Genomic DNA, 26232 nt, shown 5'->3' on the forward strand with positions numbered 1-26232 from the left:
AAACAAGCCCGCCATTGCGGCGGGCTCCTGCCGCATTCAGAGCTGCGGTAACTGACCGACCCGCGCCATCATTTCGGTGACGATCTGCAGGTCGAGGAGGAACTGCTCGACGGTCTTGAACTCATTGTCGGTGTGCCCGGTGTACTTCTCTTCCGGGCGTGCCAGGCCGAACTGCACGCCGTTGGGCAGTTCATGCACGGAGGTGGCGCCGGCCGAGGTGCCGAACGCGTGTTTCATGCCCAGGTTTTCCGTGGCCACCGCCAACAAGGCCTTGACCCACTCACCTTCCGGGTTGCGGTACATCGGTTCGGCGATCGAGTAGGTGAAGTTCACGTTGACCTTGGTTTTCTTGTCCCAGGCGCTGAGCTTGTCGGCAATTTGCGCTTTGAGTTTCTCCGGCGACTGACCCTTGGGCACGCGCAGGTTCACCGCCAGCTTGAAGCTCTTGTCATCGAGGTCGACGAACGTCAGCGAGGTGGTCAGCGGGCCCATGAAGTCATCGGCGAAGCCCACGCCCAATTTGCCGCCCAGGTAATCCAGGCCCCAATTGTCGGCGGCATAACGCGCCGCGTCGGTGATGTGGTTGTGCTTGAGGGCGATCTTGCCATCGACGCTGTGGATCAGCTCCAGCATGCGCGCAACCGGGTTCACCCCGGATTCCGGTTCGGACGAATGCGCCGAGACCCCGGTGACCGTCAACTGCACCTGTTTGCCGACCACCTTGGCGCTCACCTGGAAGTCACCGCCATTGCGCTCGGCGTATTGCGTACCGGCCTCTTGCAGGCTGGCCGCCAACTCAGCGGGTTTGTCGCTGAGCAACGTGGCGACCGACGCCGAGGGAATCTGGTTGGTGGCCTTGCCGCCGGTCATGGCGATGATCTCTGCGCCTTTGCCTTCGCCTTTGCGGCGTGGGAAGGTGGCCATGATCGTGCCGTAACCTTTTTCGGCAATGACCACCGGGTAGCCGCCATCCAGCGCCAGGTTGTACGGCGGCGTCGGGTTGCGTTCGAAGTAATAGGGGATCGCGTCGCCGGAGGTTTCCTCGGTGGTGTCCACCAGCAGCTTGAACGTGCGCGCCAGCGGCAGCTTCTCTTCCTTGATCACCTTCATGGCGTACATCGCCACCACGATGCCATTTTTGTCGTCTTCAGTCCCGCGACCGTACATGCGGTCGCCAATCAGCGTGACCTTGAACGGATCGAGCCGGGTGCCGTCTTTCAACACCCAGTTTTCCGGCGTCACCGGCACCACATCCGCATGCGCGTGGATACCCACCACTTCATCGCCGCTGCCTTCCAGGGAGATTTCGTACACGCGGTTATCGATGTTACGGAAGTTCAGGTTGAAGGCTTTCGCCAGGCCCTGCAGCTTGTCGGCGATCTTGAGGAATTGCGGGTTTTTGTACTGCGGCACGCCGTCGACGTTGAACGTCGGAATTTCCACCAGCTCGCGCAGGGTCTCGGTGGCGGCCTTGGCGTATTTCAGCCGCGCATAAATGCCCAGCAGGCGATTGATTTCGTTCTGTTGCTCGGCGCTCAGGGGTTTGTGCTCGAGAAAGGCGCTGATCGCCGGCCCCGTATCGCTGGTTTTGCCCAGCTCGCCCTGGGCCAGGGTGCCGAGGAAACCGTTGAAGTCAGTGACCGAGGTTTGGCTGAAGTCCTTCAGAATCGCCGTGCTCTGCTGTGGGGTGATATTGGCGAAAGCCGGGCTGACGAGGGTCGAAAGGCTCGCGGCGAACACGCTGGCGACAGCCAATTGCTTGAGTGGAAAGTACATGGCGGGACGCATTCCTTTGCTGGTAGTGAGTGGGAGATTTCTGATCATTAAGTCAGAAATATTTCCACACACTACCACCGCACGGGCTGAGAATGGCAGACCTGGGAGTAGGAAATTTCTCAGTCAAACGCCCCCGCGTCGAAGGGTACATCCCTGTGCGCGCGGGCGTTGAATCGTGTTCAGGTCAAGGTTGGCCAGGGTGCGGCGCAGGGTAATCGGCCGTTACGTCCAGTGCTTTGGCGTAGGGCCCATCCCACAACTGCTCGTGCAATTGGCCTATACGCTTGGCCATCGCTTCGCTGCGCATGACCACCTCCAGGTTGCGCGAATTATCCAGATAACCGCCCAGCCAATTGCTGGTGCCGACCCAGGCCACTTGCTCGTCGATCTCCAGGGTCTTGCTGTGGATCACCCGTGCGTAGGGGATAAACCCTTGTTTGGCCTGGGGCAGGGTGACGATCTTGATCTGCACGTTGGGCAGCACTGCGAGGCTTTTCAAATAGGGCAGTTCCAGCGCATCGGTGTTCCAGTTGGACACCATCAGCTTGATCGACACCCCGCGTGCGGCGGCGGCACGCACCGCGTTGTCGATCACCGCGTAGTAGGGCCGGGTTTTATCCGGGCCGTAGGACAGCGGCGCGTAGTCCAGCAGTTGCACGCGCACTTCGTGCTTGGCTTCGCCGAGCAGGCGCGGCAGTTCGAGTTGGGAGTCGCCCACCCCGGGCGGGTTGTAGCGTTGCGGGCTGGCCACCAGGTAATTGCCGCTGCGCGCAGGCGCCTGGCCGGCCATCGGCAGCGGCACCGGGCTGTGTGCGCTCAGCGCCGCCTGGGCTTGCCAGTCCTGATCGAAAATCGCCTGGACCTGGCCGACCACCGTGGCGTCGGTGATGCGCAGCCCGGTTTCGTGGATATGTTCCAGGGAACGCCAGTCGAAATTCTGGCTGCCGACAAACGCCTGCTGCCCATCCACCACCATGTATTTGGCGTGGATGATGCCGCCACTCAGTTGCGCGTAGGGCAGCACGCGCAAGGTCAGGTTGGGAATCGCGCGCAGGCGTTCCAGGGTGGAAGCTTCTGATAGGCGAATGCCTTTTTCCTCCAGCAGGAAGCGAATTTTCACGCCGCGTTTACCGGCGGCTTCCAGGCGCTCGATCACCCGCTCCAGCACCGAGCCTGGATGGTCGGCGGCATAAAACTGGCCGATGTCGATCGTGCTTTTGGCGCCGTCGAACAGCTCGATCCATACCGGGCCCGGCTGGCGTAGATCGGCGCTCGCCAGGTCGGTGTCCAGCGGCACGGTGTGTACCAGTTCAAACCCCGGAATTGAAAAGTCCGCCTGGGCCAGCGGACTGAGCAGCAAGCCGGCGAGGCCGGCGATACGGCATTTCATCGATAGGGACATAGGCATCTCGTCAGGGAAAAAGACAGGGCGGGCGCCTCACGCGCCCGCCCTGACAGTCATGCCGTGCGGCTGTGCAACGAGGTGGGCACCAGGTGCGGCACTTCGCCCTGCACGCGGGCCCCGGTGGCAGCGCGGATCAGCAGGATCTTCAACTGATCGTTGATGCGTTCCAGGCTGTCCTGGAAGAAGTTGTGGAACACCACGCAGAACAGCGCGATGGCGATCCCCAGGCCCGTCGCGAACAACGCGGTGCCGATACCGCCGGAAATCTGCCCAGGGTCGGACACCCCCGCGCTGGCCAACGCCTTGAAGGTGTCGATGATGCCGAGGATGGTGCCGAGCAAGCCCAGCAACGGCGCGGCGGTGGTGATGGTTTCGATGATCCACAGGCTGCGGGCCAGTGGGGCGCGGGTGGTCAGGTACTGGGTTTCGATCACATCATCCAGGTCCTTGCGCGAACCCTGCGAGGCTTTCTGTGCCAGCACCGGCATCACCATGTTCAGCGGCAGGCTGTCGCGACGGCTCAGGCTTTCCGGCAGGTCACGTTCGCTGTGTACGTGGGCGCCCAGCACCTCGGTCAAGGCACGGGCCTGGCGGCGCACATAGGCGAAGTAAATACCGCGCTCGATGGTGATAAAGATGGCGATGGCCATCGCGGCGTACATCACATAGAAGGTGATGTCGTGGAGCAGGTTCATGTTCATGTTCGATTACCTCGCCGTTAGAAATTGGCTTCCAGGGACACCGTCACGGTGCGTTCCAGGCCAACGATGTAGGCCGGGTCGCCGTCGCGGAAACCGCTGTAGCTGGCCGCGTTGGTCTTGGTGGTGTACACGCCGTCCAGGTACTTCTTGTCGAACAGGTTGTCGACGTTCAGGCGCAGGGTTGCGTCCTTCACCACTTTCTTGTCCACCGGCAGGTAGATACCGGCGCCGGCATTGAACACAGTGCGGCCGGAGATGGCTTCGTCGTTGGTCAGGTCACCGTAGAGCTTGCTGGTGTATTTGCCGCCGAAGGTGCCGTAGAAGCGTCCGTCGTCATACCCGATGTTGGCGGCCAGCATGTTTTTCGGCACGTTGGCGAACTGCTTGCCGCTGGTGGGCAACAGGATGGCTTTGCCCGCGTTGTACACGGTCAAGTCGTCCTGTTGCTCGGCCTTGGTATAGGTGTAGGAGGTGTAGTAGTTGAAGTGGTGGGGCAGCAGGCCGCTCCATTCCAGCTCCAGGCCGCTGTTGTTGACCGATCCGGCGTTGATGTCGGCGAAGTCGCCGTTGACGTCCTTGGACGAAACCTGGCGATCCTTGAACTGCATGTAGAACAAGGTGGCGGCCACGGTCATGTCGTCGCCGGTGAAGCGCCAGCCCAGCTCATGGTTCCAACTGGTTTCCGGCTTGGAGTTGATCGAGTCCACGCCCTTGTCGTACAGCACGTAGTTCTGTGGGATACGCATGTTGCGCGACAGGCTGTAGAACAACTGGTCGCGTTCGTCGAGCTGGTACTTGAGGCCGGCGTTGGGCAGCAGCTTGTTGTAGGTCTGGTGACGTTTTTCCGGCTGCTCGGTGAGGCTGCCGTTGTTGGTGCCGTCGCGCTTGACGTTCATATAGGCCAGGCCGGCCACCAGGGTCCAGTCCGGGTTGATGTACCAGGTGTCCTGGGCCCAGACTTTCTGCGCCGGCGTGATGGTGAAGCGGTCGCGACCCTGCACGGTGTTGCCGTTCGCATCGACCACGGAAGTGCCGTCCGGCCAGGTGTCGGTAGGCTTGCCGTTGCTCTTGAGTGCGATGAACGGTTGGGTCTGGCTTTGGCGCGCGCGCTCGTACCAGTAGCCGAATTGCAGGCTGTGATCGCCCAGGTCCCAGTTCAGTTTGGTGGTAATGCCGGGGCGCCAGGTCTGGGTGCGGGAGGGGCGGTAGTACACGCCGGTGGTCGAGGAACCGTCGGCATTGTATTGCGCGGCGGTGGGCAAGTTGCCCAGGTCGAAGACGCCGCCTGCGTTTGAGCCGCGGTTCAGCGCGTAGCTCGACGAACCGACGCCGCTGCCGTTACCCCAGTAGTAATACGGGATCACCGACAGGGCCAGGTTGTCGGCCAGTTTGAACTGGGTATTGAGTACGCCGGTAAAGGTCTGGAACGGGTTCTGCGCGAGGGCGTAGTAGCTGTTGAGCTTGCCGTTGCTGCCGACCGTCGGTGTGGCGGGGTAGGGGTCGAACTTGCGGCCCTTCTGCTGGAACTGCGATTTGGTCAGTTGGCTGTAACTGTTGTTGTCCTGCTCGTGGTACTTGAGGATCAGGTTGGCGGTGTTGCCGTTGCCGGCGTCGAAGAAGCTGTTCCACTCGACCTTGTCCGCACGCACGGCGCCCGAGCCGCGCCACATCTGCCCTTCGGTATGGGACGCCGACAGCCAGTTGCTCAGGCCGTTGACCTCACCGGTGTTGAGCCGGGCAAAGGTCTTGCGGGTGGCGTTGCTGCCGATGGTCTGTTTGACGAAGGCCCCGGTTTCCTTGGTGGGGCGAATGGTCACGATACCGATGTTGCCGCCGCTGGAACCGATGTGCGGGCCGTCGGCCTCCGACGAGCCTTGGGTGACGAAAATCTGGTCGATGTTTTCCGGGTCGCCCAACAGGTTGGAGTACAGCGCATAGTTGCCGGAGTCGTTGATCGGCATGCCGTCCACCGACATCCCCACCTGGTCGGAGTTAAGCCCGCGCATGGTGAAGCGAAAACCCGACAGGCCGGTGGCATCTTCGCTGGAGATGTTCAGGCCCGGGGTGTACTTGAGCTTGTCGATGGCGTTGCCGGTGGCGGTTTGTTTATCCAGCGCTTCCTTGGTTATCGTGGAGCGCCCCTTGATGCTTTCTTCCTGCACCATGTAACCGCCACCGGCAGTGGCCTTGCCCTGTACGCCGATGGTGCCGACGTCGCTGTCGCCGGTGTCGGCCATGACCATGCCATGCCCCATGCTCGCGGCAACGAGTGCCAGATGAATCCGTGTGAACCTCATCAGTGTCGTCCTAGTGTCGGGTGCTTATTGCACGCTGTAGTTGAAGGTGGCGGTGAAGCGCTGCTCGTTGCGCCCCCCGAAGGCTTGCTCGGGGAACGGCTTGACCTGCTTGATACGCCGCAGGCTGTTGGCGGCGGCCCGGTTGAGCAACATGCTCGAGGCCGGGGTCTGCACGCCGGAGTCGAGTACCCGACCCTGGCGGTCCACCAGCAGCCAGACCACCACGTCGCCACTTGGGCGTTCGAGGGAGGCCTGGCGTCCGGTGGGGTATTGCTTGTAAGTGTCCAGCTCGTTACGCAAACCCTTGAGGTAACCGCCCTCCAGGGCCTGGCCGTCGACCTTGGGCGGTGCGGGCGGGGCCGGAGTCGGCGCAGCCTGGGCGACCGCCGCCGGCGCGGGTTTGGCCGCCACCGGGGGCGGTGTCGGCGTGGGTTTGGCGACCACGGGCTTGGGCACCGGCTTGGGCTTGGGTTCAGGTTTCGGCACCGGCTTGGGCGGTGGCGGGGGCGGTGGTGGTGGAGGGGCCGGCTCGGCCTCTTCATCCTCGATCACCGGCGGTGGCGGTGCTTGTTCCACCACGGGTGGCGGCACCACCTCGGGCTCCGGCTCGACCAATGCCAACTCGACCGCCGACTCGTCGTACACCGGTTCGACCTTCAACGTCTGGGACTGGATACCCAGTGCAATCAGCACCAGGGCGATCAGGGCCGGGACACTGCCCAGCAGCCGACGCGCACGAAACAGGACATACATGATCAGGACTTACGCGTGGCGATGGACACGGAGGTAAAGCCACCCAGACGCAGGGTGTCCATCACCTCCACCAGGCGCGAAACCTCCACGCCCTTGTCGCTGTTGACGATGATCGTCGACTTGGTATCCGGCTTTTCCGCCGCCTTCAGCGCCGGTACCAGAGCGTCGACCGTGAGGTCCTTGCCATCCAGTTGCAACTGGCCTTCCAGGCCCAGGGTGAGGATGAATTTGTTCTGCGGCTTGAGCTGCTGCGAACTGCTGGCGCTGGGCAGTTGAGTCTTCATGCCGAGTGCCGGAATCACGTTCAGACTCACGAGTACGAAAAACACCAGGAGGAACATCATCACGTCGATCATCGGGATCAGTTCGATGTGTGCCTTGCGTTTTTTCGGTTCATCCCAGGTTCTCATTCCGCTACCCCGTTATTGAATTAGGGGCGACACGCTAACAACGGAAAATGACCGAACGGTTAACTTTAATTTACGTTTTGACGTGTCTAGGACGTGTCTTACAGATTGGTTTCCGGTCACTTCCACGAAGTAATGAAACTGAAACGCCGGGGGTACATTCTCGAAAAATTTACACCGAGAGCCGTCTTGTATGAGTCAGTCATTGCCGCATTTGTTGACTTCGCGTTTACTGTTGCGGGCGCTGGAAAGCGACCAGGCCGCGGTACTTTCCAGCCTCGCCAACGGGCCGAAGATTGCTGACAACACGGCCAACATTCCATCGCCCTATACCCTGGAAACGGCCCGGACGTTTATTGACGAGATGCAAGACAAATACCGCGCCGGCGATCTGTTGAGCCTGGGCATGCACCTGCGCGAAACCGGCGAATTGATCGGCATCGTCAGCCTGCGTCTCAATGCGCGTCACCACTACGGGCACCTGGGCGGATGGGTGGCGGCGCACTGTCGCAACCAGGGCTATGCGGCCGAGGCGGCGCGTGCGGTGATGGACTTCGGGTTCACCGAACTGGGCCTGTACCGAGTGGGCAGCCAATGCTTTGGCCGCAACAAGGAGTCGGCGCGGGTCATGGAGAAAATCGGCCTGCTGTACGAAGGCTGTATGCGCGCCGCGTTTCTCAAGAATGGGGTGTATGAGGACTTGCTCGGGTTTGCGACCGTGCGCAATGACTGGGAGCGCCTGGCGTGAGTCGCGCGGTTGACCATGATCGGCGCCGGGTGCTGGCCGGGCTGGCGCTGGCCACCACCTTTTCGATCCTCAGCCCGTTTGCCCGCAGTGCGGGGATCGATTATCCGTTCACGTTGGGCGTGGCCTCGGGTGATCCGTTGCCGGATGGTTTCGTGATCTGGACGCGCCTGGCGCCGTTGTTCAATGCGGCGGACGGTCGCGGCGGGTTGGCGCGTGCGGTGCCGGTGCGTTGGCGGGTCGCCAGCGATGCGGGGATGACGCGCATTGTGAGGCAGGGTGAGGTGATGGCGAGTGAGCGCTTTGCCCACTCCGTGCATGTGGAAGTCGCGGGGCTGGAAGCCGGCAGGCCGTATTGGTATCAGTTCGAAGGGTTGGGGGCGCAGAGCGCGGTGGGGCAGTCGCGTACCGCGCCGGCTTTGCATGCCCTGGCGACGGCGCGCTTGGGGTTCGTGTCGTGCTCCCACTGGGAACGCGGGTACTTCAGTGCCTATCGTCACCTGGCGGCGGAGCAGCCGGACCTGGTGTTTTTCCTCGGTGACTATATCTACGACAGTTCCTACGCGGCCGACTCGGGAAAAGTCATTCGTTCCCACGGCAGCGGCAACGCGCTGACCCTGAGCGACTATCGCAACCGCTATGCGCTGTACAAGACCGATCCGGATCTCCAGGCCTTGCACGCGGCGGCGCCCAGCGTGGCGACCTGGGACGATCACGAGGTGCAGAACGACTATGCCAGCCGCTGGTCCCAGGACCCGAAGGTTGCCGTGGCGCAGTTTCTCAAGCAGCGGGCGGCGGCGTATCAGGCCTATTACGAGCATATGCCGCTGCGCGTGAGCAGCCTGCCCAACGGGCCGGATATGCGCGTTTATCGGCGCCTGGACTACGGCCGCCTGGCACGTTTCCATGTGCTCGACGGTCGACAGTATCGCTCCGAGCAACCGTGCATTCAGGCCAACGGCAGCCATCAGGGCCACATCGCCGCCAACACCTGCAGCGACTTGCGCGACCCCGCTCGCACCATGCTCGGTTGGCAGCAGGAGGCCTGGCTGGACCAGGGGTTTGCCCAGTCGAAAGCGCAATGGAACGTGATCGCCCAGGACTTGCTGGTGGCGCCGCTGCTGCAGCGCGACCTGACCCAGCACACGCTGGGCCATTGGACCGATGGTTGGGATGGCTACATGGCGAACCGTTCACGGATGCTCGCGTCCATCGCGCGCCATCAGGTCAACAACCCGGTGTTCTGGGGCGGCGATATACATTCATTCTGGGCCACCGATTTGCATGCCGATGCCAACAACCCGGACTCGCCCGTGCTCGCCACCGAGTTCGTCGGCACCTCGGTGACCTCCGATGGGCCGCCTTATGACGCCTTCACCCAGATGCTGCCGCAGAATCCACATGTGAAGTTTTTCGACAGCCGCCAGCGCGGGTATGTATCGGTGACGCTGGATGCCCAGCGCATGCTCACGCACTTTCGTGTGATTACCGATCCGCGTGACCCGGCCGCCACGGTGTCGACGCTCAAGTCGTTCGTGGTGGAACCGGGGCGGGCCGGGGCGATCGCGGTTTAATCCAGGCTGTAGCGCACCGACAGCGTGCCCTTTTTCTCCGACACGGCCAGGATCGTCACCTGGCCCAATTCGCCTAACGCCTGGACATGCGTGCCACCACAGGCATACGCGGGCAACTCGCCGAAGCCGACTTCGCGGATGCCGTCTTCCAGGCGCATCTGGCGCGGGTAGTCGGCGGCGATCCAGTGGTCGAGCTGTTGTTGAAGCGTGTCGGCCTCCATGGCTTGTGCGCTTTCGCCGCGGATAAAGGTGATCTTGCCTTCGCCCGGCCAGTGGTGGGCCTTGATCGGCATCCAGCCCAACGCCTCGCCGGCGTTGCCGATCAGGTGTCCGGCGGAATGCAGGCGGGTGTGCAAGGCTCGGCGTGGTGCATCGACCCGTGCGTTGATCGGGCCCGGTTCTACGGGCTGGTCGAGGTAATGCACCACGCGCTCTGCCTCCTGGGTCACCCGCAGCACCCGGCTGTCGCCCAGCCAGCCGGTGTCGAATGGCTGGCCGCCGCCCTGGGGGTGGAAAATCGTCGACTGCAGCGTGACCGCAAACTGCTCTTCGTGGGCGGTGCAGCTCAGCACTTCAAGCTCGGCGGTCAGGTGGTCGTGGGTGAAAAACAGGCGCTCGGTCATCGTCTACATCCGCATCAAGGTTCTGCGGGCAGTATAAATAGTGCGCAGATGGGTGATAATCCGTTCAATTATCAATGGACTTGTGCGTCATGAGCATCAATCTTCCTTTGCCGCTGCTGGGTGAAATGGCGATTTTCGTCAAAGTGGTGGAAGCCGGCAGTTTTTCTGCGGCAGCGCGACAACTGGGCGTGTCGCCTTCGGCGGTGAGCCGCAGCATCTCGCGTCTCGAACAGGCGTTGGCCACGCGCCTGCTGCAACGCACCACGCGCAAACTGCGTTTGAGCGAGGGCGGCGAAGAGGTGTTCAAGCGTTGTCAGGAGATGGTCAACGCGGCGCGCTCGGTGATGGAAATCAGCGGCCAGTTCACCCACGAAGCCGAGGGCCTGGTGCGGGTCAGCGTGCCCAAGGCGGTGGGGCGGTTCGTGGTGCATCCGCATATGCCGGAATTCTTGCGGCGCTATCCCAAGGTCGATGTGCAGTTGATCCTTGAGGACCGGCAGGTGGACCTGATCGATGACAACGTCGACCTGAGTATCCGTATCACCGACAGCCCGCCGCCGGGCCTGGTGGGGCGGCAATTACTGCCCATCGAACATGTGTTGTGCGCGACGCCGCAGTACCTCGCCGAGCACGGCACGCCGAGTCATCCCCATGATCTGCTGGCGCACAGCTGCATCTACCTGGGCGAAACCCCGGGGGACTCGCGCTGGAAGTTTCGCCGGGCGGGCAAGGCGGTCACGGTGGGCGTGCGGGGGCGGTATGCGGCGAACCACACCGGCGTGCGCCTGGATGCGGTGTTGCAGCATGTGGGGATTGGCAGCTTGCCGTATTTCACTGCACGGCATGCGTTGGATGAGGGGCGCCTGGTGCAGGTGTTGCCGGCGTGGGACTTTATTGCGTCCTACCATGGCGAGGCCTGGCTGCTGCACTCGCCGACGCGGTACCTGCCGCCGAAGGTGCGGGTGTTCATTGATTATCTGGTGGCGTGCATGGCCACCGAGCCGACGCTGCGCCGAGGGTAGTGTGGGAGGGGGCAAGCCCCCTCCCACATTGAATGATCAGTGCTTGCTCTGGTCCTGCGGCAGGGGGCAAGCCCCCTCCCACATTGAATGATCAGTGCTTGCTCTGGTCCTGCGGCATCGCCAGCAGCTGTTTTTCCTGGTTCCAGTCGAACGGTTCATCGTTCTGTTCGGCTTCAAAGCGACGCTCTTCCAGGGCCTGGTACAGGTCCAGTTCTTCGTCGGGCATGAAGTGCAGGCAATCGCCGCCGAAGAACCACAGCAGGTCGCGTGGCACCAGATGAGCGATTTGCGGGTAACGCAGGATGACCTGGCTCATCATGTCCTGGCCCAGGTACTGGCTCTCGATCGGATCGATTGGCAGCAGGGCGCGCAGTTCATCGAAACGCTCCAGGAACAGCAGGTGGCTTTCCTCGGGCACCTGTTCGGCTTCGCCGACGGCAACCAGGATGCTGCGCAGGTGGTCGAGCAAGACGAGATGATCGGCAACGACGTTGGACACGAGATAAGTCCTCAAAGCAAAAACGGGCGCGAGAGTATATAGCTCAAGCGCCCGTAATTATATGGCCTGGGGGATCAGCGGACTTTACCCGCGGCCTGGACCAGTTCTTCCTTGCTGAAATCATCCACGTCGATCACCTTGCGCCGTGCCGCTTCGGCTTCACGCAGGGTTTGCGCCTCGGCCGGTTGCAGCACCCCGGCGTGCAGTGCGGCGTCGATGGCCGGTTCGCCGGCAGCCGGTTTGACCTGGCCGCTTTTGAGGGCCGCATGCAGTTTTTTCTGCAGCGGATGGCTGGCGGCGAGCAGGTCGCAGGCATGTTGCAGGGCGCCCACCGGGTCTTGCGCCGATTGCGGGCGGTAGCAGCCAGCCAGCAGTTCTTCGAGGGTCGGATCGCCCTTGGCGCGACCGATCACCGCGGCCACTTCGGCATCCAGCGCATCGGACGGGCCGGTATGGCGACGGCCGAACGGGAACACGATGACCCGCAGCAGGCAACCGAGCAGCTTGTTCGGGAAGTTGCTCAGCAGTTCATCCAGCGCGCGTTCGGCTTCGCCCAGGCTTTCTTCCATGGCCCAGGTGAACAGCGGTTCCAGGTGGTCCGGCGAATCCAGGTCGTGATAACGCTTGAGCGCCGCCGAAGCCAGGTACATATGGCTCAGCACATCGCCCAGGCGTGCCGACAGGCGTTCGCGGCGTTTCAACTCGCCGCCCAGCAGCATCATGCTCAGGTCGGCGAGCAGGGCGAACGCCGCAGCTTGGCGGTTCAGCGCGCGGAAGTAAGCCTGGCTCAAGCGGTTGCCGGGGGCTTTTTCGAAGTGGCCGAGGCCCAGGTTGAGCACCAGGGTGCTGGCGGCGTTGCTCACGGCAAAGCCGATGTGCTGCATCAGCAGGCCATCGAATTCCTTGAGCGCCTGGTCGTGGTCTTCGCGGCCGGCCAGGGCCATTTCCTTGAGTACGAAGGGGTGGCAACGGATCGCGCCCTGGCCAAAGATCATCAGGTTGCGCGACAGGATGTTCGCGCCCTCCACCGTGATGAAGATCGGCGCGCCTTGCCAACTGCGGCCCAGGTAGTTGTTCGGGCCCATGATGATGCCCTTGCCGCCGTGGACGTCCATGGCGTGGCTGATGCATTCGCGGCCGCGCTCGGTCAGGTGGTACTTGAGGATCGCCGACAGCACCGAGGGTTTTTCGCCGAGGTCCACCGCGTTGGCGGTGAGTATGCGTGCGCTGTCCATCAGCCAGGCGTTGCCGCCGATGCGGGCGAGGGCTTCCTGGATACCTTCGAAGGCCGCCAGCGGCACGTTGAACTGCTCGCGTACCTGGGCGTATTGGCCGGTCACCAGGCTGGTGAACTTGGCTGCGCCGGTGCCGACCGCCGGCAGGGAAATCGAGCGGCCCACCGACAGGCAGTTCATCAGCATCATCCAGCCTTTGCCGAGCATGTCCTGGCCACCGATCAGGTAGTCCAGGGGGATGAACACGTCCTTGCCGGAGTTGGGCCCGTTCATGAACGCGGCGCCCAGCGGCAGGTGACGACGGCCGATGTCAACGCCCGGCGTATCGGTGGGAATCAACGCGAGGCTGATGCCCAGGTCTTCTTCTTCGCCCAGCAAGTGGTCCGGGTCATGTGCCTTGAACGCCAGGCCGAGCAGGGTCGCGACCGGGCCCAGGGTGATGTAGCGTTTTTCCCAGTTCAGGCGCAGGCCGAGGGTTTCCTCGCCTTGCCATTGACCTTTGCAGATCACCCCGGTGTCGGGCATGGCGCCGGCGTCGGAGCCGGCCAGCGGGCCGGTCAGGGCGAAGCAGGGAATATCGTCGCCACGGGCCAGGCGCGGCAGGTAGTGGTTGCGTTGTTCATCGGTGCCGTAATGCAGCAGCAGCTCGGCCGGGCCGAGGGAGTTGGGGACCATCACGGTGGACGCCAGGTCGCCGCTGCGGGTCGCGAGTTTCATCGCCACCTGGGAGTGGGCATAGGCGGAGAAGCCTTTGCCGCCGTACTCCTTGGGAATGATCAGGGCGAAGAAACCATGGGTCTTGATGTGTTCCCAGGCGGCGGGCGGCAGGTCCATGGCCTGGCCGATTTGCCAGTCGCTGACCATCGCGCACAGTTCTTCGGTCGGCCCATCGATGAACGCCTGCTCTTCTTCGGTCAGGCGTGCCTTGGGGTAGGCCAGCAACGTGTTCCAGTCGGGGCGGCCGCTGAACAGCTCGCCGTCCCACCAGACGGTGCCGGCGTCGATGGCATCGCGCTCGGTCTCGGACATTGGCGGCAAGACCTTCTGAAACCAACTGAACAGCGGCTTGGTGAAGTATTCGCGGCGCAGGTCGGGCAGCAGCAGCGGCGCGGCGACGATGGCAATCAACACCCAGCAGATCAGCAGCAGCCAACCCGGTGCGTGGCTCCAGGCGCCCATCGCCAGCAGGTATACGGCGACCACGCCGAGGGCGGGCAGGGGCGCGGTGCGGCGGTGTGCCAGGTAGGCAATGCCGACCACCAGAACCAGTATCCACAACAACAACATATTCAATCCTCCGTGAAACCAGGGGCGAAACCACCGTTGAGCTTAGTCGGCATCCGAGAAAGCGCGGTGATCAGGGTGTGGCGAGTTGTACTGGAAGCACCTTGGGATCACCGATCACCAGGCGCCGACATTTGGCCGAATCGTCGTTATCGCTGTGGCGGACCTGTCGTTAGACTCCAGGCTTCCCCCGGAGATCAAACCCATGGAAACGTACCTGAATCCCAGCCGCTTCATCGATAGTGACCACCCTGCGGTGGTGGAGTTCGCCGAAAAACATCGCGGTTCCAGCGCGGATTCAGGTGACCAGGCAGTCAGTCTTTATTACGCCGTGCGTGAGGCGGTGCGCTACAACCCCTATACCTTCAGCCGCGACCCCAACACCCTGAACGCCAGCTTCGCCCTGGCTGCCGGCCAGAGCTACTGCGTGCCCAAGGCCACCTTGCTCGCCGCCTGCGCACGGCACTGCGGGATTGCGGCGCGCATCGGCCTGGCGGATGTGCGCAATCACCTGTCGACGCCACGCCTTATCGCGCTGCTCAAAAGCGATGTGTTCGCCATGCACGGTTATACCGAGCTGTACCTGAACGGGCGCTGGGTCAAAGCCACGCCGGCGTTCAACCAGCAATTGTGCGAGCTGTTCGATGTGCCGCCGCTGGCGTTCGATGGGATCAACGACAGTGTGTTCCACGCCTTCAATCGCCGGGGCAAGCGCTCGATGGAGTACCTGGTGGACCATGGGCAATTTGCGGATGTGCCCGAAGATTTCTTCTTTGCCCACCTGGAGAAATGTTACCCGCACCTGTTTGGCGAGCAGATGCCGAGCGTGCTGGGTGACATGCAGGACGATTTGAGCCGCCCGTGAACCGGCGTATGCTGCTGCGTTCATCAAGCCATGTTCATCAACAATAAGGCGCGGTCATGCTGAAGATCTGGGGGCGTAAAAATTCATCGAACGTCAGGAAAGTCCTGTGGTGCGCCGAGGAACTCGGCCTGGACTATGAGGCCATCGATGCGGGCGGGGCGTTTGGCGTGGTGGACACGCCGCAATACCGCGCATTGAACCCGAATGGCCGGGTGCCGATGATCGAAGACGGCGACTTTGTGCTGTGGGAATCCAACACCATCGTGCGTTACCTCTGCGCCAAGCAGGCGTCGAACTGGTACCCGAGCGACGTGAAGGCGCGGGCCAGTGCCGAAAAATGGATGGACTGGACCACCTCGACCCTCGCCGAGCCGTTCAAGGCGGTGTTCTGGGGCGTGGTACGCACCCCGGCGGAAAAACAGAACTGGGACAGCATCAACGCCGGGCGCCAGGCCTGCATCGATGCACTCGGCACCGTGGAGAAGGCGCTCGCCGAACAGCCTTACCTGTCGGGCGACGCCATCGGCATGGGCGATATCCCCCTGGGCTGCTTTGTTTACGCCTGGTTTGAAATGCCCATCGAACGCCCGGCCATGCCCCACCTGGAGGCTTGGTACCAACGCCTGCAACAGCGCCCGGCGTACCGCAAAGCGGTGATGACCGCGTTGACCTGATACTGACTATTAATACAGGTGACTGTACTTGTGCGGCGCGGGCAAGCACCATGTTTGTCATGCGCCGCCGTTGAACGATGCGCGGTGTGCCCTCATCTATTGTCCCTATTCCCTTCTTTGGTGCGTATTCCGCTATGAGTTCCGCTCTGTCCATCCGGCAGCTAACCAAAACCTACGGCAACGGTTTCCAGGCCCTGAGTGGTATCGATCTGGACGTTGCCGAAGGTGATTTCTTCGCCTTGCTCGGCCCCAATGGCGCCGGCAAATCCACCACCATTGGCATTCTCTCGACCCTGGTCAACAAGACCAGCGGCACGGTGAATATCTTCGGCCATGACCTGGACAAATCCCCGGCGGCGCTCAAGCGTTGCATCGGCGTGGTGCCCCAGGAATTCAACTTCAACCAGTTCGAAAAGACCTTCGACATCGTCGTGACCCAGGCCGGCTACTACGGCATCCCGTCGAAAATCGCCAAGGAACGCGCCGAGCAGTACCTGACCCAACTGGGCCTGTGGGACAAGCGCGACGTGCCTTCGCGTTCGCTCTCCGGCGGCATGAAGCGACGCTTGATGATCGCCCGCGCGCTGGTCCACGAACCGCGCCTGCTGATCCTCGATGAGCCCACCGCGGGGGTGGACATTGAACTGCGTCGCTCGATGTGGACCTTCCTCACCGAGCTGAACCAGAAAGGCATCACCATCATCCTCACCACCCATTACCTGGAAGAGGCTGAGCAGCTGTGCCGCAACATCGGCATCATCGACCACGGCACCATTGTCGAGAACACCAGCATGCGCAACCTGCTGGGCCAGTTGCATGTGGAAACCTTCCTGCTCGACCTGAAGACCGAACGGTCGGCGCCGCCGCAATTGCTCGGCTACCCATGCCGCCTGGTGGACAGCCGTACCCTGGAAGTCCAGGTGGATAAAGCCATGGGCATCACCGCGCTGTTCGGCCAATTGGCGACCCAGCACATCGAAGTGCTGAGCCTGCGTAACAAAACCAATCGCCTTGAGGAGTTGTTCGTGTCCCTGGTGGAAAAAAACCTGGCGAAGGTGGCGGTATGAATTCTGAACTGCAACCCAACCTCATCGCCCTGCAAACCATCGTCTACCGCGAAGTGAAACGCTTTACCCGGATCTGGCCGCAGACCCTGCTGCCGCCGGCGATCACCATGGTCCTGTACTTCGTGATCTTCGGTAACCTGATCGGCCGGCAGATCGGCGGCATGGGCGGTTTCACCTACATGGAGTACATCGTGCCGGGCCTGATCATGATGTCGGTGATCACCAACTCCTACGGCAACGTGGTGTCGAGTTTCTTCGGCAGCAAGTTCCAGCGCTCCATCGAAGAACTGATGGTGTCGCCGGTGTCGCCGCACACCATTCTGATCGGCTACACCTTGGGCGGCGTGCTGCGTGGCTTGATGGTCGGCGTGATCGTGACCTTGTTGTCGTTGTTCTTCACCCAACTGCAAGTGCATCACCTCGGCATCACCCTGGTGGTGGTGGTGCTGACGGCGACGATCTTCTCGCTGCTGGGCTTCATCAACGCGGTGTTTGCACGCAACTTCGATGACATTTCGATCATCCCGACCTTCGTGCTGACGCCGCTGACCTACCTGGGCGGGGTGTTCTACTCCATCACCTTGCTGCCGCCGTTCTGGCAGACCGTGTCGCTGGCCAACCCGGTGCTGCACATGGTCAACGCCTTCCGCTACGGCATCCTGGGCGTGTCGGATATCCGGATCAGCGTGGCGATCACCTTCATGGTCGTGGCCACGGCGGTGTTGTACATCGGTTGCGCGCGGTTGCTGGTGAGCGGGCGCGGGATGCGGACGTAACGCCGGATTGCACGCCGTAAAAAATGTGGGAGCGGGCAAGCCCGTTCCCACATTGGTTTCTGAATAACGTCTTTACCCTTGCAGCGCCAACTCGATCAGCGCGTGCAGCTCATCCACCGCCAGTGGCGCGGGGGAGAACAGAATGCGAAACACCGTCGGCGCCGCCAGCAGGTTGATCAGGCGGTCCGCGCTCGGCGGTGGCGGCGTGGCGTTCGGGTAGCGCTCGACGATCGTTTGAAGCTGCCCGCTCAGGATGCTCACGCAATACCCCGGCGTCTGGCTGGATTGCACATCGCGCATCATGTTGCGCCCCGGCTCCGAACTCATCTCATCCAGGTATTGCTCGGCCCACGCCCGCAGGTCGCCGCGCAGGCTGCCGGTGTTGGCCGGCGCGCTGTCCGGGCGCATGCGCGCCAGGGCCACATCGGCGAGCAACACCGAGAGGTCGCCCCAGCGGCGGTAGATGGTCGACGGCGTGACGCCCGCGCGCGCCGCGATCATCGGTACGGTGACGCTGGACCGCTCATGGGTTTCCAGCAGTTCGCGCACCGCCGAATGGACGGATTCTTGTACCCGGGCACTACGGCCCCCCGGGCGGAGGCCTTCTTTTATCGCCATGCCTGTGACCTTAACACAAAGAATTTGCTTTAAGCGGCGAGCAGTAGCACACTCGACAAAAGCAAAATATTAGCTTTAGCGGAGCGTGCCCATGTCCAGCCTCACTTCTCATCGTTCCAGCCTGGTGTTCCTGGCGATCACCTTGCTGACGTTCCTGGCGGCCTCCAGCGCGCCGACGCCGTTGTATCACCTATACCAGGAGGGCCTGCATTTTTCCTCGGGCATGCTCACACTGATCTTCGGGGTCTACGCCTTGAGCCTGCTGGCGGCGCTGTTGACCGTGGGCTCGCTGTCGGATCACCTGGGGCGCAAGCCGGTGATTTTTGCCGCACTGGCCCTGAATATGCTGGCGATGCTGCTGTTTATCAATGAGAGCAGCGTGGCCTGGCTGATCGCCGCACGGACGCTGCAGGGTTTCGCCACCGGCATGGCCACCGCGGTATTGGGCGCGGCCCTGCTCGACACCGACCGCCAACAGGGGCCGCTGGTCAATAGCGTCGCGCCCTTGCTGGGCATGGCTTGTGGCGCGATGGGCAGCAGCCTGCTGGTGGAATTCGCGCCGCTGCCCACCCAGTTGATCTACTGGACACTGCTCGCGCTGATGCTCGGGCAGGCCATGTATGTGTGGCGTTTACCGGAAACCGTCAGCCGCATCCCCGGCGCGCTGGCGTCATTGCGCCCGACTTTGCACGTGCCGCCGCAAGCGCGCCGGGCGTTGTGGCTGTCGTTGCCGGTGGACGTGGCGGTGTGGGCCATGGGCGGCTTCTATTTGTCCCTGGCGCCGTCGCTGGTACGGGCGGCGACCGGCTCGACCTCCAACCTGATCGGTGGCGGCCTAGTCGCGGTGTTGACCTTGAGCGGCGCGCTGATGATTTTCAGCCTGCGCAATCGCCCGGCCCACAAGGTCCTGCGGTTGGGCGCCAGCCTGCTGGCCGTTGGCGTGGCGCTGATTCTCGCGGCGGTCCACAGCGCCAGCCTGCCGCTGTTTTTCATCGCCACGTTGATCGCCGGCAGTGGTTTTGGCGCGGGCTTTCTCGGGGCCTTGCGCAGTGTGGTGCCGCTGGCCTTGCCCCATGAGCGGGCGGGGTTGATGTCGGCGTTTTACGTGCTGAGCTACCTGGCGTTCTGCCTGCCGTCTTTGCTGGCGGGCAATCTGATCCGCAGTTTTGGCCTCATCGCCACCACGGACGGCTATGGTGTCGTGCTGATCATGCTGACCCTCGGCGCCCTGGCCGGGTTGCTGCGCCAGGATGCATTGCGGGTCGGGTGCAAGGGCAGCGCCTGACGCTATATTGGTAAAATAGATAACAGTTAGAGATATTACCCGTTATATAGATATGCGCTCAGGTTCTACCATGGCCCCAACCTCCTACGAGGAAGAGGATTGCCATCATGACCTGCTCGACCACCCTGAACTACAAACCCTTCAGCCACCTGGCCCGTCCGCGGGAAGTGATCCGCCAGTTCACCCCGAACTGGTTCGCCGCCACCATGGGCACCGGGGTGTTGGCGCTGGCGCTGGCGCAACTGCCGGTCAATCTGCCCGGCATGTACGCCATCGCCGAAGGGTTGTGGCTGTTCACCATCGGCCTGTTCATCCTGTTCAGCGCCTTGTATGCGGCGCGCTGGGTGATGTTTTTCGACGAAGCGCGACGGATCTTCGGGCACTCCACGGTATCGATGTTCTTCGGCACCATTCCCATGGGCCTGGCTACGCTGCTCAACGGTTTGCTGCTGTTCGGCCTGCCGCGCTGGGGTGCTGGCGTGGTGCCGCTGGCCGAAGCGCTGTGGTGGCTGGACGTGGCGATGGCAGTGGCCTGCGGTGTGCTGATTCCGTTCATGATGTTCACGCGCCAGGAACACAGCATCGACCAGATGACCGCCGTCTGGCTGTTGCCGGTGGTCGCCGCTGAAGTCGCCGCCGCCAGCGGTGGCTTGTTGGCGACGCACCTGGCGGATGCCCACGGGCAACTGGTGATGCTGGTGACCAGCTACGTGCTGTGGGCATTTTCCCTGCCGGTGGCGTTCAGCATTCTGACCATCCTGATGCTGCGCATGGCCCTGCATAAGCTGCCCCACGCCAACATGGCCGCGTCGAGCTGGCTGGCACTTGGCCCGATCGGCACCGGCGCCCTCGGTATGCTGCTGCTGGGCGGCGATGCACCGGCGATCTTCGCCGCCAATGGCTTGCCCACTGTCGGTGAAATCGCCTACGGCCTGGGCCTGATCGCCGGGATTACCCTGTGGGGCTTCGGTTTGTGGTGGATGCTGATCGCAGTGCTGATCACCCTGCGTTACCTGCGCGCCGGTATCCCGTTCAACCTGGGCTGGTGGGGCTTCACCTTTCCGTTGGGGGTCTACGCCCTGGCCACGTTGAAGCTGGCGAATGTGTTGCACCTGGGGTTCTTCAGCGTAGTGGGCGGCATGCTGGTGCTGGCGTTGGCGCTGATGTGGCTGGTCGTCGCCAAGCGCACCGTGCAGGGGGCCTATAAAGGTGAGCTTTTTGTTTCGCCGTGTATTGCAGGATTAGGGAATAAGTAAGCGGGATTAGGTAAAGTCGTGGCCTGAAAAAAAACCAGGCCACGCAGGAACACGGACGATGAGCCACCCCTCACAATTCACCTTGCTGCGCACACGGCGCTTTCTGCCGTTCTTCATTACCCAGTTACTGGGTGCCTTCAACGACAACATCTTCAAGCAATCGCTGATCCTGGCGATTCTCTACAAGTTGAGCATCGACGGTGACCGCGCCATCTGGGTCAACCTGTGCGCCTTGTTGTTTATCCTGCCGTTCTTCCTGTTCTCGGCGCTGGCCGGGCAGTTTGGCGAGAAATTCAACAAGGACGCGTTGATCCGCGCGATCAAGGTCGGCGAGATCGTGATCATGGCCGTCGGCGCCACCGGCTTTTTGTTCAATCATCTGGAATTGATGCTGCTGGCGTTGTTTGCCATGGGCACCCATTCCGCGCTGTTCGGCCCGGTGAAGTACTCGATCATGCCTCAGGCCCTGCGTGAGGATGAGCTGGTGGGCGGCAACGGCCTGGTGGAAATGGGCACGTTCCTGGCGATCCTCGCTGGCACCATCGGCGCCGGGATCATGATGTCGTCCGCCCATTACGCGCCGGTGGTGGCGGTGGCGATTGTCGGAGTAGCGCTGCTGGGTTACCTGGCCAGCCGCGGCATTCCGCGGGCGGCGGCGTCTTCGCCGCAACTGCGGCTGGACTGGAACATCTTCAGCCAGTCCTGGGCCACCTTGCGCCTGGGCCTGGGGCAGACCCCGGCGGTGTCGCGCTCGATCGTCGGCAACTCGTGGTTCTGGTTTGTCGGCGCGATCTACCTGACGCAGATCCCGGCCTACGCCAAGGAATGGTTGTACGGCGACGAAACCGTGGTGACCCTGATCCTCACGGTGTTCTCGGTGGGCATCGCGCTGGGCTCGATGCTCTGCGAAAAACTCTCCGGGCGTAAAGTGGAAATCGGCCTGGTGCCGTTTGGCTCCTTCGGCCTGACGGTGTTCGGCCTGCTGCTGTGGTGGCATTCCGGCGGGATGCCGCAGAACGTGCAGGCCAACGACTGGCTGGCGGTGCTCGGGTACGGCCAGGCCTGGTGGGTGTTGTTCGATATCCTCGGCCTGGGTGTGTTCGGCGGCTTCTATATCGTGCCGTTGTACGCACTGATCCAGTCGCGCACCGCCGAGAACGAACGGGCGCGGGTGATCGCCGCCAACAACATCCTCAACGCGCTGTTCATGGTGGTCTCGGCGATTGTGTCGATCCTGCTGCTGAGCGTGGCCAAGCTGTCGATCCCCGAGCTGTTCCTGGTGGTGTCGCTGCTCAACGTGGCGGTCAACGCCTACATCTTCAAGATCGTCCCCGAGTTCACCATGCGTTTCATGATCTGGCTGCTCAGCCATTCCATGTACCGCGTCGAGCATCGCAACCTGGAACTGATCCCGGACGAAGGCGCGGCCTTGCTGGTGTGCAACCACGTATCGTTCGTCGATGCGCTGTTGATTGGTGGCGCGGTGCGTCGGCCGATTCGCTTTGTCATGTACTACAAGATCTACCGCTTGCCGGTGCTCAACTTCATCTTTCGCACCGCCGGGACGATTCCGATTGCCGGGCGTAATGAAGACATCCAGATCTACGAAAAAGCCTTCACACGAATTGCGCAGTACCTGAAGGACGGCGAGTTGGTGTGCATCTTCCCGGAAGGCAAGTTGACCAGTGATGGCGAGATGAACGAGTTCCGCGGTGGTGTGACGCGCATTCTGGAAGAGACGCCAGTGCCGGTGATTCCATTGGCGTTGCAGGGCTTGTGGGGGAGTTTTTTCAGCCGCGACCCTAACAAGGGCTTCTTTCATCGCATTTGGTCGCGCGTGACACTGGTGGTCGGCCACCCGGTAACGGCGCAGGCAGCGACACCGTCGCACTTGCAGGGTTTGGTCGGGGAACTGCGGGGGGCGGTGAAGTAGCGAGCCGGGTTTACTCGGCATGCGTGCTGCTGGCGAGCGGTGTGGCGCCAGGATGTTCCGGCGTGACGCGGCTCCTTCATGCCCAGTCCGGTAATTTTTCACTCTATTGGAGGAACGTTTTCGGTCAGCACGCCACAGAGTTATCGTCTTCCTCTGCGTATGACGGGAGCTAACGATGGACTCTCCTTCTACCTCTGCTTCTTCACCGCAGCCGCAGCTGGCTTACTCCGGCGAAGATCAAAAAGCCAACTCGGCCTATCGCGCGGCGAGTGATCCCGTCAGACAGGCCGCCCATGCGGCTCCGATCACTGCCAATGTGCCGTTTATGTACAACAATACTCATGGGCCATCCAGGGTGGAGATCGGTTCAGTCGAGGCTGGCCCGGTGACTTATGGCAGTGACTCCGATCTCCAGCGGCGTGCAAGGCAATCTGATGCTGCGCCGGCCGATTCATACTTCCAGAGCGCGCCCAGTCGTGAACAGGTTCGCGCCAAGGCCGAGGGCCGGCAAGGCAGTATTGATTTTGGCGGCCCTTCATCACCGTCTGCGCCGACCAAGGTCGACCCGAGTCGGGGATACCATGATGGCAATGTCAGCATTACTCGCGAACGTGGCACCTCGTCTCGTGCACAACGGAACCATGAGACCCTTCGCATCAAAACCGGCAATGGTGATGATTCTATCCATATCGAAGAAAGCCGGGACGGTGGGCTCCTCGCGCAGGTCAATGGGAAATCCTACGACATTCAACATCATGAAAATCCCGCAATCAAACAGGGCGTTGTGGTCGAAACCGGCGGGGGGAATGATGGCGTCAGCATCGGTTACGGGGGCAGTCGGGAAACGTTTATCTATGCCGGCGCGGGTAACGATACGGTTTACGCCGGGTCGGGCAAGACGAATGTGTTTGGCGGGGAGGGTTCTGACGTGATTAACCTGGGCAGCGGTGAAAGCTACGCCGAAGGTAATGATGGAAATGACTTTATCACCGGGGGCAGTGGCAATGCTGTGATTTACGGTGGCAAAGGCAGCGATGAATTGCGTGCAGGCGGAGGGCCAGATACCAAAACCAACTACGTGGATGGCGGGGAGGATAACGATCTGATTTATGGCGGAAGGGGGCACAACATTCTGCATGGCGGACCGGGCGATGACCATATCGTCGGGGGAGACAGCAATACTATTTATACCGGGAGGGGGCGGGATACTGTCCAGACAACCAATGAAAATGATCGTGTCTTCGGACGGCGAGGGGTCGACGATCTGAGCCAGCTCCGTTCCCAGTCAGGCTTTCGGGAAGTCGCCCCCCTTGACGTCGGTCATCGCGGGATCAAAGTCGAAGGCAGCCCGGAGTTCCGCCAGCGTGTAAATGATGACCTTGAGTTTCTCAGAGGCTCGCCGGTGGGGCAGAGGGTGCTTGCAAAAATCGATTCGCTTGAAGCGCCTGTCAAGATCCGACAAGGGGCCGATGGTAGTTTCTATGACTACAGTGATCCAGGTCTCGGAGTTACGCGCAGCGATGAAGGCCGCCGTGCTGATTATGGCGACGGTTTTGTCAAAGACGGCGTTGCGGGCATACCTGCAACAGATCCGGTCCTGACGTATCAACCTAACTTCATTGTTCCGGGGGACCAACGGCCTCCGATCGTTGTTCTGCAACATGAGCTCGCCCATGCGATCAATTTTGGTGAAGGCTCTGCGCTGACAGGTACGACTTTTTCAGGCACCAAAATGGTGGGCTACGACTCAAATGGCCGACCCCGGTTCATGCCGGTGTACGAGGATAATTTTGAGCGCCAGGCGGTCGGACTCTTCACCAGCCACGCCCCCTATAAATTCGACCCGAATCTGCCGGCCTCCACCTCCAACGTCTGGCCCTTCACCGAAAACGCGCTGCTCTACGAGCTTGGTTTGCCATTACGCCAACGCTATACGTAACCATGCGTCGATCGTTGCTGCGGGGGGAATTATGTAGGTGGGGGGCGAGACTGCGTGCCGGCAGAGGCTACGCGCTGATCTTGAGCCCCACCAACCCGGCGATGATCAACGCCACACTGGCCAGCCGGAACAGCGCCATGGATTCCCCGAACAGGATAATCCCGGCGATCACCGTGCCCACTGCACCTACGCCGGTCCAGATGGCGTAGGCGGTGCCCAGCGGCAATTCCTTCATGGCCAGCCCCAACAGGCCGAGGCTGATGGCCATGGCGGCAATCGTCAGGGCGGTGGGCAGCGGCTTGCTGAAGCCGTCGGTGTATTTCAAGCCGACGGCCCAGCCGACTTCGAACAGCCCGGCGAAAACCAGAATGATCCAGGACATGATGACCTCCCTCTATAAAAGCGGGGTCGTCCCCTGATGTGTACGCGATAGCGTCGCGGGGTCGTCCCCGCGGCGTTCGGTAGAGTGCCGAAGATTGATCAAACGATCAAGTTTTCGCAGTGGCTTCCAGGGTGCGGCGGTCTTCCTTTTCGCTCATGCGGCGGAAGTACGTCGACAGCAGCGCCCCGGAAATATTGTGCCAGACGCTGAACAGCGCACTCGGCACCGCGGCCAGCGGCGAAAAATGCGCGCTGGCCAGCGCGGCACCCAGCCCGGAATTCTGCATGCCCACTTCCAACGCCAGCGACTTGCGTTGCGCCAACGGCAGCTTGAACAGGCGGCCGGTGAAATAGCCCAGCACGTAACCGAAGCTGTTGTGCAGCATCACCACGGCCATGATCAGCAGGCCCGACTCGGCGATCTTGGCCTGGCTGGCGGCCACCACGGCGGCGACGATGATCACGATGCTCACCACCGATACCAGCGGCAGCACCTCCACCGCATGGCGGACCCGCTCGCCGAGCACACGTTGCGCCACCACGCCAAGCACGATCGGCAACAGCACCACTTGCAGGATCGACCAGAACAATTCCATGAACGACACCGGCAGCCAGGCCGAAGCCAGCAGCCAGATCAGCGCCGGGGTCAGCAGTGGCGCGAGGAGGGTGGTGACGGCGGCGATCGCCACCGACAACGCCAGGTCGCCACGGGCCAGCCAGGTCATCACGTTGGACGAGGTGCCGCTTGGGCAGCAGCCGACGAGGATCACGCCGACGGCGATTTCGGGCGGCAGGTTGAAGGCCCGGCACAGCAACCAGGCCACGCCTGGCATGATCACAAAGTGCGCGACCACGCCCAGGGCCACGCGCCACGGATGGCGGGCGACTTCGGCGAAGTCTTCGAGTTTGAGGGTCAGCCCCATGCCGAACATCACCAGGCCCAGCAGCGGGACGATGGCGCTTTTCAAGCCGATGAACCAGCCGGGTTCGACGAAGGCCAGCACGGCAAAGATCAACACCCAGTAGGCGAAGGTATTGCCGACGAAGCGACTCAAGGCGGCGAGTGCGCGCATGGGGAAGTCCTTATTATTAGGTGTACGGAAAAACCATTGTAGGA

23 protein-coding genes are annotated in these 26232 nt (G+C 62.0%); 11 read left to right on the forward strand and 12 right to left on the reverse strand.

The genetic code is table 11. From position 1 onward, the window contains the following. Nucleotides 1–36 precede the first annotated feature (36 nt). The 6 genes from NR164_RS06725 to NR164_RS06750 form a co-directional block, all read right to left on the reverse strand. Nucleotides 37–1776 carry a dipeptidase gene (locus NR164_RS06725; RefSeq protein ID WP_256822517.1) on the reverse strand — a complete coding sequence of 580 codons (1740 nt, stop codon included), beginning with the start codon at nucleotides 1774–1776 and terminating at the stop codon, nucleotides 37–39. A gap of 184 nt (nucleotides 1777–1960) precedes the next feature. After that, nucleotides 1961–3178 carry a phospholipase D-like domain-containing protein gene (locus NR164_RS06730; protein ID WP_256822518.1) on the reverse strand — a complete coding sequence of 406 codons (1218 nt, stop codon included), beginning with the start codon at nucleotides 3176–3178 and terminating at the stop codon, nucleotides 1961–1963. Between the two features lie 56 nt (nucleotides 3179–3234). After that, the gene (locus NR164_RS06735; protein WP_046384169.1) at nucleotides 3235–3882 is read right to left on the reverse strand and encodes a MotA/TolQ/ExbB proton channel family protein; all 648 of its coding nucleotides are present in this window, start codon (nucleotides 3880–3882) and stop codon (nucleotides 3235–3237) included. Nucleotides 3883–3899: 17 nt separating this feature from the next. Then, nucleotides 3900–6179, reverse strand: coding sequence for a TonB-dependent receptor (locus NR164_RS06740; protein WP_256822519.1), 2280 nt, complete (start codon nucleotides 6177–6179; stop codon nucleotides 3900–3902). A 24-nt stretch (nucleotides 6180–6203) separates the two neighbouring features. Continuing rightward, nucleotides 6204–6932 (reverse strand): energy transducer TonB, encoded by a 729-nt coding sequence (locus NR164_RS06745; RefSeq protein WP_256822520.1) that lies wholly within the window; start codon nucleotides 6930–6932, stop codon nucleotides 6204–6206. Between the two features lie 2 nt (nucleotides 6933–6934). Continuing rightward, entirely contained in the window at nucleotides 6935–7342 is a 408-nt protein-coding gene (locus tag NR164_RS06750; RefSeq protein WP_005786670.1) for a biopolymer transporter ExbD, read from the reverse strand. Between the two features lie 190 nt (nucleotides 7343–7532). Between NR164_RS06750 and NR164_RS06755 the strand changes: the two genes are divergently transcribed. Both NR164_RS06755 and NR164_RS06760 read left to right on the forward strand, forming a co-directional pair. After that, nucleotides 7533–8087: a GNAT family N-acetyltransferase gene (locus tag NR164_RS06755; protein ID WP_193041131.1), complete on the forward strand. Its 555-nt coding sequence runs from the start codon at nucleotides 7533–7535 to the stop codon at nucleotides 8085–8087. Beyond that, nucleotides 8084–9658: an alkaline phosphatase gene (locus NR164_RS06760; protein ID WP_193041132.1), complete on the forward strand. Its 1575-nt coding sequence runs from the start codon at nucleotides 8084–8086 to the stop codon at nucleotides 9656–9658. Before NR164_RS06755 ends, NR164_RS06760 begins: the two co-directional genes overlap by 4 nt. Here NR164_RS06760 and NR164_RS06765 read toward each other — a convergent pair. Then, complete coding sequence (locus tag NR164_RS06765) at nucleotides 9655–10281, reverse strand: hypothetical protein (RefSeq protein WP_017846825.1); 627 nt, start codon at nucleotides 10279–10281, stop codon at nucleotides 9655–9657. The two genes, NR164_RS06760 and NR164_RS06765, sit on opposite strands and share 4 nt — an antisense overlap. Before the next feature lie 89 nt (nucleotides 10282–10370). Between NR164_RS06765 and NR164_RS06770 the strand changes: the two genes are divergently transcribed. Further along, nucleotides 10371–11303, forward strand: a complete 933-nt coding sequence (locus NR164_RS06770) for a LysR family transcriptional regulator (RefSeq protein WP_256822521.1) — start codon at nucleotides 10371–10373, stop codon at nucleotides 11301–11303. A 91-nt stretch (nucleotides 11304–11394) separates the two neighbouring features. On the opposite strand, the gene NR164_RS06775 is transcribed toward NR164_RS06770, so the two are convergent. Both NR164_RS06775 and NR164_RS06780 read right to left on the reverse strand, forming a co-directional pair. Next, on the reverse strand, nucleotides 11395–11802 hold the full coding sequence (locus tag NR164_RS06775; protein ID WP_017846829.1) for a PA2817 family protein: 408 nt from the start codon (nucleotides 11800–11802) through the stop codon (nucleotides 11395–11397). 74 nt (nucleotides 11803–11876) lie between these two features. After that, the gene (locus tag NR164_RS06780; protein ID WP_256822522.1) at nucleotides 11877–14324 is read right to left on the reverse strand and encodes an acyl-CoA dehydrogenase; all 2448 of its coding nucleotides are present in this window, start codon (nucleotides 14322–14324) and stop codon (nucleotides 11877–11879) included. A gap of 202 nt (nucleotides 14325–14526) precedes the next feature. Between NR164_RS06780 and NR164_RS06785 the strand changes: the two genes are divergently transcribed. The 4 genes from NR164_RS06785 (at nucleotide 14527) to NR164_RS06800 (ending at nucleotide 17703) form a co-directional block, all read left to right on the forward strand. Further along, nucleotides 14527–15186, forward strand: coding sequence for a transglutaminase family protein (locus NR164_RS06785; RefSeq protein WP_256822523.1), 660 nt, complete (start codon nucleotides 14527–14529; stop codon nucleotides 15184–15186). 56 nt (nucleotides 15187–15242) lie between these two features. Then, on the forward strand, nucleotides 15243–15860 hold the full coding sequence (locus tag NR164_RS06790; RefSeq protein WP_017846832.1) for a glutathione S-transferase family protein: 618 nt from the start codon (nucleotides 15243–15245) through the stop codon (nucleotides 15858–15860). A gap of 134 nt (nucleotides 15861–15994) precedes the next feature. Further along, nucleotides 15995–16927 carry an ABC transporter ATP-binding protein gene (locus tag NR164_RS06795; RefSeq protein ID WP_057005849.1) on the forward strand — a complete coding sequence of 311 codons (933 nt, stop codon included), beginning with the start codon at nucleotides 15995–15997 and terminating at the stop codon, nucleotides 16925–16927. Then, nucleotides 16924–17703 carry an ABC transporter permease gene (locus NR164_RS06800; protein ID WP_017846834.1) on the forward strand — a complete coding sequence of 260 codons (780 nt, stop codon included), beginning with the start codon at nucleotides 16924–16926 and terminating at the stop codon, nucleotides 17701–17703. The genes NR164_RS06795 and NR164_RS06800 overlap by 4 nt, the downstream gene beginning before the upstream one ends. A 72-nt stretch (nucleotides 17704–17775) precedes the next feature. Here NR164_RS06800 and NR164_RS06805 read toward each other — a convergent pair whose 3' ends face one another. Further along, nucleotides 17776–18321: a TetR/AcrR family transcriptional regulator gene (locus NR164_RS06805; protein WP_046384160.1), complete on the reverse strand. Its 546-nt coding sequence runs from the start codon at nucleotides 18319–18321 to the stop codon at nucleotides 17776–17778. Nucleotides 18322–18412: 91 nt separating this feature from the next. Between NR164_RS06805 and NR164_RS06810 the strand changes: the two genes are divergently transcribed. The 4 genes from NR164_RS06810 to NR164_RS06825 all read left to right on the forward strand — a co-directional run bounded on the left by NR164_RS06810 (nucleotide 18413) and on the right by NR164_RS06825 (nucleotide 24734). Beyond that, a complete protein-coding gene (locus NR164_RS06810) occupies nucleotides 18413–19606 on the forward strand; it encodes an MFS transporter (RefSeq protein WP_057005848.1) in 1194 nt (397 codons plus the stop codon). Nucleotides 19607–19713: 107 nt separating this feature from the next. Then, nucleotides 19714–20862, forward strand: coding sequence for a TDT family transporter (locus NR164_RS06815; protein WP_057005847.1), 1149 nt, complete (start codon nucleotides 19714–19716; stop codon nucleotides 20860–20862). Between the two features lie 58 nt (nucleotides 20863–20920). After that, the gene (locus tag NR164_RS06820; RefSeq protein ID WP_256822524.1) at nucleotides 20921–22795 is read left to right on the forward strand and encodes an MFS transporter; all 1875 of its coding nucleotides are present in this window, start codon (nucleotides 20921–20923) and stop codon (nucleotides 22793–22795) included. Between the two features lie 175 nt (nucleotides 22796–22970). Beyond that, a complete protein-coding gene (locus NR164_RS06825; RefSeq protein WP_256822525.1) occupies nucleotides 22971–24734 on the forward strand; it encodes a M91 family zinc metallopeptidase in 1764 nt (587 codons plus the stop codon). Nucleotides 24735–24801: 67 nt separating this feature from the next. On the opposite strand, the gene sugE is transcribed toward NR164_RS06825, so the two are convergent. Beyond that, a complete protein-coding gene (sugE, locus tag NR164_RS06830; protein ID WP_017846842.1) occupies nucleotides 24802–25116 on the reverse strand; it encodes a quaternary ammonium compound efflux SMR transporter SugE in 315 nt (104 codons plus the stop codon). Nucleotides 25117–25222: 106 nt separating this feature from the next. Continuing rightward, entirely contained in the window at nucleotides 25223–26188 is a 966-nt protein-coding gene (locus NR164_RS06835) for a bile acid:sodium symporter family protein (protein ID WP_017846843.1), read from the reverse strand. Nucleotides 26189–26232: the final 44 nt, after the last annotated feature.

It is taken from the genome of Pseudomonas sp. Pse79 (assembly GCF_024519615.1).
GTDB lineage: Bacteria > Pseudomonadota > Gammaproteobacteria > Pseudomonadales > Pseudomonadaceae > Aquipseudomonas > Aquipseudomonas veronii.